Annotated in this window: 2 protein-coding genes; both read right to left on the bottom strand. The window is 68.6% G+C overall.

All coding sequences use genetic code 11. The features are described 5' to 3' along the window. Positions 1-36: 36 nt before the first annotated feature. On the bottom strand, positions 37-1,287 hold the full coding sequence (locus tag SX243_13205) for a hypothetical protein (GenBank protein MDY7093923.1): 1,251 nt from the start codon (positions 1,285-1,287) through the stop codon (positions 37-39). 238 nt (positions 1,288-1,525) lie between these two features. Further along, the gene (locus SX243_13210; GenBank protein MDY7093924.1) at positions 1,526-9,334 is read right to left on the bottom strand and encodes an SDR family oxidoreductase; all 7,809 of its coding nucleotides are present in this window, start codon (positions 9,332-9,334) and stop codon (positions 1,526-1,528) included. Positions 9,335-9,383 lie beyond the last annotated feature (49 nt).

Raw genomic sequence — 9,383 nt, forward strand, 5'->3', positions numbered from 1 at the left:
GTTGCGATCAGGTCTCCCGATCAGCTGCCGATGGAATCAGAAGCTGAAGGAGGCGCTGATGATCACATAATCGCTCTCGAACTCGTCGAGGATGAAATCCAGCAGCAGACCCCGGTTCGGATCGATGGTCGGGATCACCCCCACCACGGTCTCGAAGCTGGTCTGGTGGTACTCACCCTTGAGCACGATATTCGGCCGCAACGAGTAGACCAAGGAGGCTCCCAGATCCTCGCGGAGCTGGAAGGATTCCGTGCCCTCGGTGAGGTTGATATTGCTCTGATCCACCGGGCTGTACTCCGACTGCACCCAGAGGCCCAGGCTCTCGGTGACGTTGAATCCGAGCTGGAAGTAGTAGTTCTCGCTCTGGATCTCACCGTCGAAGAGCAGGCTGTTGTTCGAGGGAATCTCGAAGTATTTGTACTCCGCCCGGGCGGTGAAGCGATCGAAGACACCGTCCACCGAGAAGTGGTAGGTGTCCCAACCCCGCTTGCCATCGTGGAAGCCGCTGCCCTCGACGTCGTATTGCTGGATGCCGGCACCGAAGCGCAGACCGCTCACCGGAGTGTTGAGCCAGAGCTGGGCACCGTAGGCATCGGTGGCCTCCGCCTCGAAGACCGAGGTGGTGTTGGCCGCCACCGACTCCAGAAGATCGAACTCACCGTAGTAGAGATCGAGGTCCAGGGACCAATCCGAGTCGGTGAAGAACGAGGTCACCAGCACGGCGCCATCGATGGTCTCACTGACGAAGCTCCCCTCGCGGTAGAAGACGTAGGCGGGCCGGAAGAAGGGCAGCAGGGTTCCGACGTCGCGGAACTCGTTGAAGATGCCCACCGGCACCGGCACCCGTCCGGCCTTGATGGAGAAATTGTCGGTGAACCGATACTGGTAAAAGAGCCAGTCCAGCTCCACATCGTCGTCGGTGTCCTCCAGCGGACTGTCGCCGAATTTGCGGTGGCTGAGCTGCACCAACAGGGTGTGTTTGGGCGCCGGATCGTAGCGCAACTGCAGCGCCGCGATGCGGTAATCCCAGGTGCCGTCCTCTTCGAGACCAAGAATCTGGTCGTCCGAAGAGTTGGGCTGTTGATCACTGTCCGGACTCAGCTCCGCATAGGCGGTGGTGAGGTAGCCGTGGAGACGGAAATGCTCCGACCAATAGCTACTCCCCGAATCACCACCATCCCCGGAGCTACCGCCGTCGTCCGCCGTGGAGAGCAGACTGTTTTGAGCCGCCAAGGTCTTCGCCAGAGAACCACCGCTCTCCGCCAGGACCGGCATGGCCCAAAGCAAACAAGCGATCCATCCGACGACCAAAGCGGGCTGACAAGGACGCATTCCGCGACCACGCATCATGCCGAACTCCTTTCCATGTTTCAGAACTTGGAAATGGACTTATACCACACTCCCACATCGGAGTGAAAGCGTAAGACACGAAATTGCAAGCACTGTCCACGCTTCTTCGACCCATGAGAGCAACCCTAACTGGAGCCACCCGGCCGGAGGGCTGACGCGGGTGGAGGAAGGATCCTCAGGCTCTCACTGCATCCGCCTGCAATGCTGCCAGACGACGGCGCAACAACGCCGCCAACAGCCGCACGCCGGGGTGCTTGAGTAAAGAAGTGTGATCTCCTGGAACGGAGTCTATCAGGGTTCCCGCGGGAAGTAACCTATTCCACAGCTCCCGCACGCCGATGCCGGTCTGCCGCTGCTCGCCGAGAATCATGTAGGCGGTTCCGTGGTAGGGCTGGGGAGAGTACCGGGCGAGACCTTGGAGATTGCCCTTGTAGACCTCGAAGAGCCCGGAGGTGGAGACCGCGTCGAGGCTGGCATAGGCGGGGCTGAGACGACGCAGCTGCCGTACCAGGTACTCGAGCTGCTGGTCCCGATCCATGGCCTCCAGCTCTTCCCGGGGCAGACCGCCGTCCTCCGGCATCAGGCGTTCGAAATCGTCCGCCAAGCGCAGCAGCAGGGCTCGCTCGTCCTGCAGATCCTCCGCTCCCTCCCCAGCGACGGAGGGCTCCACGAGCACCAGGAGCTCCACGCCGTCGCCGGAGCTCTGCAGGCGCTGGGCGATCTCCAAAGCCACCAGGGCTCCCATGGACCAGCCTCCCACCAGGTACGGGCCCTCCTCCTGGTACGAGCGCATGGCCTCGATGTAGCGCTGGGCCAGGTGCTCGATGCGCTGGAGAGGCAGCTCGACGCCGTCGAGGCCGGGGGCTTGCAGCCCGACGAAGGGACGCTGGGGACCGAGGTGCCGGGCCAGCTCGACATAGGCGGTGACATCCCCCGCCACCGGATGGACGAAGAACAGCGGGCGCTGCTCTCCCCGGGGTTGGATCAGCACCAGCGAGTCGGTCTCCCGCACGACCGGCAGCTCGCCGGAACCGCCGAGCCATTCGCTGAGCATGCGGCGCTTGTCATCGGACAGACCGGCGGTGCGGTCGGCGACGTCCCGCCAGAGCTTCTCCGCTTCCCGCTCCTCCGCCCGCCGGCTGCGCGGGTCGGTCCCGGTAGCCACGGCCCGCGGGGTCAGCTGCGTCTCGGTGGGCCGCTGGTGCAGCCATTCCAAAACCCCGCTGGGGCTCCAGCGCCCCTTGACCTCGGTGCGCACCAGCTGGGACCCACCCCCGGAGGAAGCCGGCAAAAAGCCGGCGGCGGTGGGGGTGGTGGCCAGAGCGGTGGCCCAGCTCTCGGCGGTGCCCGGTGGCGCCACCACCCAGACCTCGCCCCAGGCGCCGTGGGCCACCACCTGCCGGCGGCGGTCCAGAAGGCAGAGCTCCAAGCCTTCATCCAGGGTCGGCAGCCGGCTCTGGACGCCGCCGTCCAGCCCCGAGAGCAAGGCCTGGAGGTCGTCTTCCTGCATCGACCGCCGCCACTCCACCAGCAGCTGGTGGCGCTCCCCGGCGTCGAGCATGGCGAGCTCGGAGCAGCGCCGGCCGGGATGGCGCACGGCCTGAGCCAGCAGCGCCCGATAGTGGCGGAACAGCCGCTGGATGGTGGTGCGGTCGTAGAGTGCCCGGTTGTATTGCACCGAGCCCTCCAGGGTCTCGCTGGCGTCGGTGAGGCCGACGGAGATGTCGAAGACCGCCTGGTCCCGCCGGCTGTCGAGATCCAGCAGGCTCAGGTCGAGGCCCGGCAGCCGCGGTTCCGGCGGCGGCTCGTGATTGAAGGCGAGCATCACCTGGAAGAGCGGGTGGGCGCCCTCCGGCCGCTCCGGCTTGAACACTTCCACCAGCTTTTCGAACGGCACCTCCTGGTGCGATTGGGCGGCGACGGTGGTGAGCTTGACCTCCTCCACCAACTCCTCGAAGAGGGGGTCTCCGGCGAGCTCGGCGCGCAGCACCACGGTGTTGATGAACATGCCGATGAGGTCTTCCGTACCCGGGCGGTGGCGGTTGGCCACCGGCGTGCCCACCGCCAGGTCCTCCTGCCCGGTGTGCCGCGCCAGCAGCAGGTGGAAGGCGGCCATGGAGACGGTGAACAGGGTCAGGCCCCGGCGGTGACAGAAACGGCGCAGGGCTTCGGTGTCCTCCGACTCCAGCCGGAAGACCTCCCGCCCCGCCGGCGCCCCGCCGTCCACCGGCCGCGGGCGGTCCGTGGGCGGCAGAGAGACCGGCGGCAAACCGGTGAGACGGCGGCGCCAGAATTCGATCTCGGTCTCCAAGACCTCGCCCTGGAGCCAGCCCCGCTGCCACGCCGCATAGTCCGCGTATTGGATCTCCAGCTCCGGCAACGGTGATACCTGGCCGTCCAGGAAAGCTTCGTAGAGTGCCGCCAGCTCGCGGATGAAGATGGCACCGGACCAGCCGTCGGAGACCAGGTGATGGCTGTTGGCGATGAATACGTGGTCGTCGCGGTCCAGGCGCAGCAGGGTGTGGCGAATCAGCGGCCCGCGCTGGATGTCGAAGGGCCGCTCGGCGTCGCGGTAAGCCAGGCGGAAGACCTCCGGCTCGCGGCGCCAGGTGGGCAGGTGACGCAGATCCACCAGGGGCAGGGTTTGGGGCTTGGGCTCGGCGATGCGCAACCAGGGCAGGCCGTCCCGCTCCTCGATGGAGGAACGGAGGATCTCGTGGCGGCGGGTGATCTCCTGGAAGCATCGGCGCAGCACGTCCAGCCGCAGTCGCCCGCGCAGATGGATCGCCGCCGGCAGGCTGTAGGCGGTGCTCTGGGGATCCAGGCGGAAGAGGAACCACAACCGTTCCTGGGAGAAGGAGAGAGGCAAGTCGCCGTCCCGGGACACCCGCGGGACCATCGATTCTTCCGCCCCCGGCGCCGCTTCCTCCGCCTTCTTTTGCCGAGCTGGGGTCGCCGCCGCCGGCACCTCGCCCAGCAGCTGAGCCTGCTCGCCGACGGTGGGGTGCTCGAGAATGCTCTGCAGAGTGAGGTCGCCACCACCCTCCTTGCGCAGGCGGCTGAGCAATTGGGTAGCCAACAGCGAGTGCCCACCGAGCTCGAAGAAGTCGTCGTGGAGCCCCACTTCGCCGACCCCCAAGAGCTGGCTCCAGATGCCCGCCAGAAGCTTTTCCGCCGGCGATTCGGGAGCTACGAAGGCGGTGCTCAGCTGCGGCCGGGCGTGGAGATCGCCGGTGGCCTGAGGCTCCGGAGCGGAAGCCCGCAGGCGCTGGCGATCGAGCCAACGGCGGCGCCGGGCGTGCAGGTCACCGGTGGAGACGATGATGGGCATCTCCTGCCAGTCTTCCGCCGAGCCGTCGAGGATGCGGCGGAAGGCCTCCACCCCCTCCTCCGGGGTCATGGCCAGCTCCGCCACTTCGCCGTCCCCCAGATTCTCGTCCAGGCGCCAGCCGTCCCAGGCGACGCTTAGCCAGGGCGCCGGGCCCTGCCCTTCCCGCGCCTCCACCAGCGCGTCAGCCCCCAGGTTGGCGCCGGCGTAGGCGGCGAAGAAACGGCCGCCGAGGACGCCGGCGATGGAGGACATCACCAGCACGAAGTCCAGCGACCGGTCCCCCAGAGCCCGTTCCAGCGCCAGGGTGCCATAGGCCTTGGCCTGGAGCTGCTCTTCGCAATGTTCTTCGGTGAGGGTCTGCATCGGCTGGAAGGCTCGCGGGCCCACCACTCCGGCGCAGTGAATGACCCCGTCGAGGGTGCCAAAGTGCTCCTCCGCCGCCGCCACCGCCGCCGCCACGTCGTCTTCTCGCGCCACGTCGCCGCGCACCAGCAGCAGCTCCGAGCCCGCCTCCTGGATATTCTGCAGCTCCATGATCTTGTGGCTGACAGGACCGGCGCCCCCGTGCTCCAACAACCATTCGATCCAATCCTTGGGATCGGGGAAGGCGGAGCGCCCCATGAGCACCAGCCGGGCCTGGGCCTCCTCCGCCAGGTAGCGGGCGAGGATCAGGCCGACGCCGCCGAGACCACCGGTGATCAGGTACACGCCGCCGCGCTTGAGAGCCCGCGGCAGTCCTTCCACCGGCGGCAGCGGAGCGGCTTCCACCCCCTGCAGCCAGCGCCGCTTGCCGCGATAGGCCACCACCGGCGCCGCGTCCTCGTAGAGCAGCTCGGAGATCAGTCGCTGCGCCGCCGATGGGTCGAGCCAAGACGACGGCCGTCCCAGATCGACGCTCCGGCAGCCCACCCGCGGATATTCCTGGGTCAGCACCCGGCAGGGGCCCAGCAGCGGGGCCTTGCCCGGTTCCATGGGATCCCGCCGGTCGAGGCGATGGAGACCGCTGGAGATCACCGCCAGGTCCACCGCCTGGAGCTCCTGGGTCTCCCCCAGGGCACGGCCCAGGGCCAACACGCTGAGGAGTCCCGGTGCCTGGGCGGCACGGAAGGTCGCCGCCGACGGCAGAGGTCCGCGAGCCACCTCCGACTCCGGCGTCTCCACCGGATCCCCTGTCTCCACCGGATCCACTGTCTCCACCGGATCCACAGCCCAGCAGTGGACCACCCGGCGCGGCCCCTCACCGTCCCGGGCCAGCCGCCGCAGCAGCCGTTGCCAGGCTTCTCCGTCACAAGCATCGACCTCCAAATGCTCGCCGCCGACCTCCTCCGAGAGATCTTCCGAAACCGGCTCCGACAGCTCTCCAGCCCGGCGATGGGACACGGTCCACACCGTCTCCCCGCGCTGCCGCAAGGCCGCCGCCAGGTTGCCGCCGACGCCCAGATGATCCAACAGGATCAGCCACGGTCCCCCCGCTCCGGAGCTTTCCGCCGGCACCTTCGGGGGAGGCGCGCCGCGGCGCCAGCTGGGCAAGTAGAACCACTTCCCCACGTCCCCTTGCTTGCCCTCATCCACCGTCGACATCAAGCCCGATCCCACTTCCACCCAGTACCGCTGGCGCTCGAAAGGATAGGCCGGCAGCACCCGGCGCTGGCGTCGCTGGTGGCGGTAGAAGCCGCCCCAATCCAGCTCCGCCCCGGCCAGCCACAGGCGCGCCACGGCATTCATCAACGCCTCGCCGTCGGCGACCTCGCCGGCGCCGGAAGCGGAAGGCAGGCAGGAGACCGCGGTGACCGGTGGCGCAGTGGCCGCCGGCGCCGTGGAGGATTCAGCCCCCTCCCCGGCTTCCGCCTCGGCGGCCCGTCGCTGCACCGCCGCCGTACGCCGAACCAGGGTGCTCAAGGCGCGCCCCGGCCCGAGCTCCAGCAGCACCAGTTCCGGGTCCGACAAGAGCACCGAGGCCCCATCGGCGAAGCGCACCGCAGAGCGCAGCTGGCTACCCCAATATTCCGGCGAGGTGGCCTCGTCGGGAGTGACCCAGCGGCCGGTGACGTTGGACAGGAAGGGGATCCGCGGAGCATGGCGGGGCACCGAGGCCACCGCCTCCTGGAGCGGCGCCACCGCCGGCTCCATCATCACCGAATGGAAGGCGTGGGAGGTGTGCAACCGCCGATGGCCGATCTCCCGGGCAGCCAGCTCCCGCTCCAGATCCTCGACCGCCTCGAAGGGGCCGGAAACGGCGCATAGATCCGGTGCGTTGACGGAAGCGACGGTCAGTCTCTCCGGTGCCACCTCGGCGAGCAGGGGCTCGACCTTCTCCACCGGCAGCTCGACGCTGACCATGGCTCCGGGCTCCATGGCCTGCATCAGCCGGCCGCGCAGCGCCACCAGCGCCAGGGCGTCCTCGAGCTCGAAAACCCCCGCCACCGTCGCCGCCACCCATTCCCCCAGGGAGTGGCCGAGCATCGCCCGGGGCTCGACGCCCCACTCCTGCCAGAGCCGGGCCAGACTGTAGCCGACGACAAAGAGGGCGGGCTGGGTGTAGCGGGTCTCCCGCAGCCGCCGGGCCGCCTCCGACGAGCCATCTGCGGGACCCTCCTTCGCCCCTTCACCGGCGAGCTCGTGGGCCGAGCCATTGGCCGCCTCATGGGTTGGGGCGGGAAAGAGAATCTCCCGCAGATCGAGGCCCAGTGGCTCCGTCAGCAGGTCGCAGCAGTGGTCCAGCCAATGGCGGAAGGTGGGTTCCGACGAGTACAGCCCATGGGCCATGTGAGGGTATTGAGAACCCTGCCCGGGGAAGAGGAAGGCCACCGGCCGGTGCTCGGTGTCGTCCCGGCGGGTGAGCACTCGCTTGGGCATGCGGCCGCTGAGCAATGCGGCGGCGTCGGCTTCCGGCGGGCAGACCACCACCCGGCGCACCGGGAAGCGGCAGCGGCCGGTCTGGAGGGTGAAGGCGATGTCCGCCAGCGGCTCCTCCGGCTGGGCCGTGAGATGGCGCGAGAGACGTTCCGACGCCTCGTCGAGGGCTTCCGGGGAGCGTGCCGAGAGCATCAAGAGCTGCACCGGCCGGGACGGCCCGGAGGGCTCCCGGAGGGGCGCCTCCTCGAGCACCGCGTGGGCGTTGGTACCGCCGATGCCGAAGGAGCTGACGCCGGCCCGCCGAGGATTGCCACCCCGAGGCCAGGGCTGCGCCTCGGCGTTGACGAAGAACGGTCCGGAGTCGAAGTCGATTTGCGGGTTGGGGCGCTGGAAGTGCAGGCTCGGCGGCACCAGCTCGTGATTCAGGGAGAGCGCCGCCTTGATCAAACCAGCGACGCCGGCGGCGGCGTCGAGATGCCCCAGATTGGTCTTCACCGAGCCCAGGGCGCAGGAGCCACGCTGGTCGGCGGTGTCCCGGAAGGCGCGGGTCAGAGCCGCCACCTCGATGGGATCGCCGAGCTCGGTGCCGGTGCCGTGAGCCTCGACGTAGCCGATGCTGGAGGCGGGCACCTCGGCATCCGCCAGCGCCGCGGCGATGACCTCCGACTGGCCGTCCACTCCCGGGGCCGTGTAGCCGACCTTGAGGGAACCGTCGTTGTTGGTGGCGGTGCCTTTGATCACCGCCAACACCGGGTCGCCGTCCGCCAGTGCCTGGGACAGACGCTTGAGCACCACCACCCCGACCCCGTTGCCGCTCACCGTGCCCTTGGCTTCGGCGTCGAAGGCACGGCAGTGGCCGTCGGGGCTCTGGATCATCGAAGGCTGGTATTGGTAGCCGGTGCGCTGGGGCACCCGCACAGTGGCGCCGCCCGCCAGCGCCACATCGCACTCGCCGCCGCGCAGAGCCCGGCAGGCCATGTGCACCGCCACCAGGGAGGTCGAGCACGCCGTCTGCACCGTCACCGCCGGTCCCCGCAGCCCCAGCTTGTAGGCCACCCGGGTGGCCAGGAAATCCTTGTCGTTGGCCAGCATCAGCTGGTAAGCACCGGTGCTCGCCAGCACCTCCGGACGGCTCAGCAGATGCGCCTGGAGGTAGGAGTTGAGCCCCGCACCGGCCCACACGCCGATACGCTGGCGGGTGCGGCTGCAATCGATGCCGGCGAACTCCAGAGCCTCCCAGCTGCACTCCAAGAAGAGCCGCTGTTGGGGGTCAAGAATCTCCGCTTCCCGCGGCGTGTAGCCGAAGAAGCCGGCGTCGAAGAGCTCCACGTCGGAGAGCACGCCGCCGGCCTTGACGAAGTCCGGGGAGGAGGGATCACCGGGCTGGAAGGGGGAACGCTCGAGCTCCGCGGCGGTGAAGAAGGAGATGCCCTCGACGCCGCCGCACAGATTGCTCCACAACTCCTCCACCGACTGAGCGCCGGGGAAACGGCCGTTGACCGCCACCACCGCGATCTCCTTCTCTCCCTGGGACGGCATCATCACCGACCCCGGGAGCGGCACCTCCGACGGCGACGCCCCGGCCTCCGACGGCTGGAGGAAGTCCACCAGAGCCCGCACGGTGGGGTATTGGAAGAGCTCGACCAGGGTCGGCGCCGCCGGCACCACCTCCTCCAGCCGCTGCTGAACCTCCAACAACAGCAGGCTGTGGCCCCCGAGGTCGAAGAAGTTGTCGTCCATGCCCACGTGATCGACCTTGAGCACGTCCCTCCACAGTGCCGCTACGGCCCGCGCCAGACCGCTTTGGGGAGCTGCCGCCTCGAAGCCCCCCGCCTCCCCAGCGGAG

The sequence above is a fragment of the Acidobacteriota bacterium genome, from assembly GCA_034211275.1.
Classification (GTDB): Bacteria; Acidobacteriota; Thermoanaerobaculia; order Multivoradales; family JAHZIX01; genus JAGQSE01.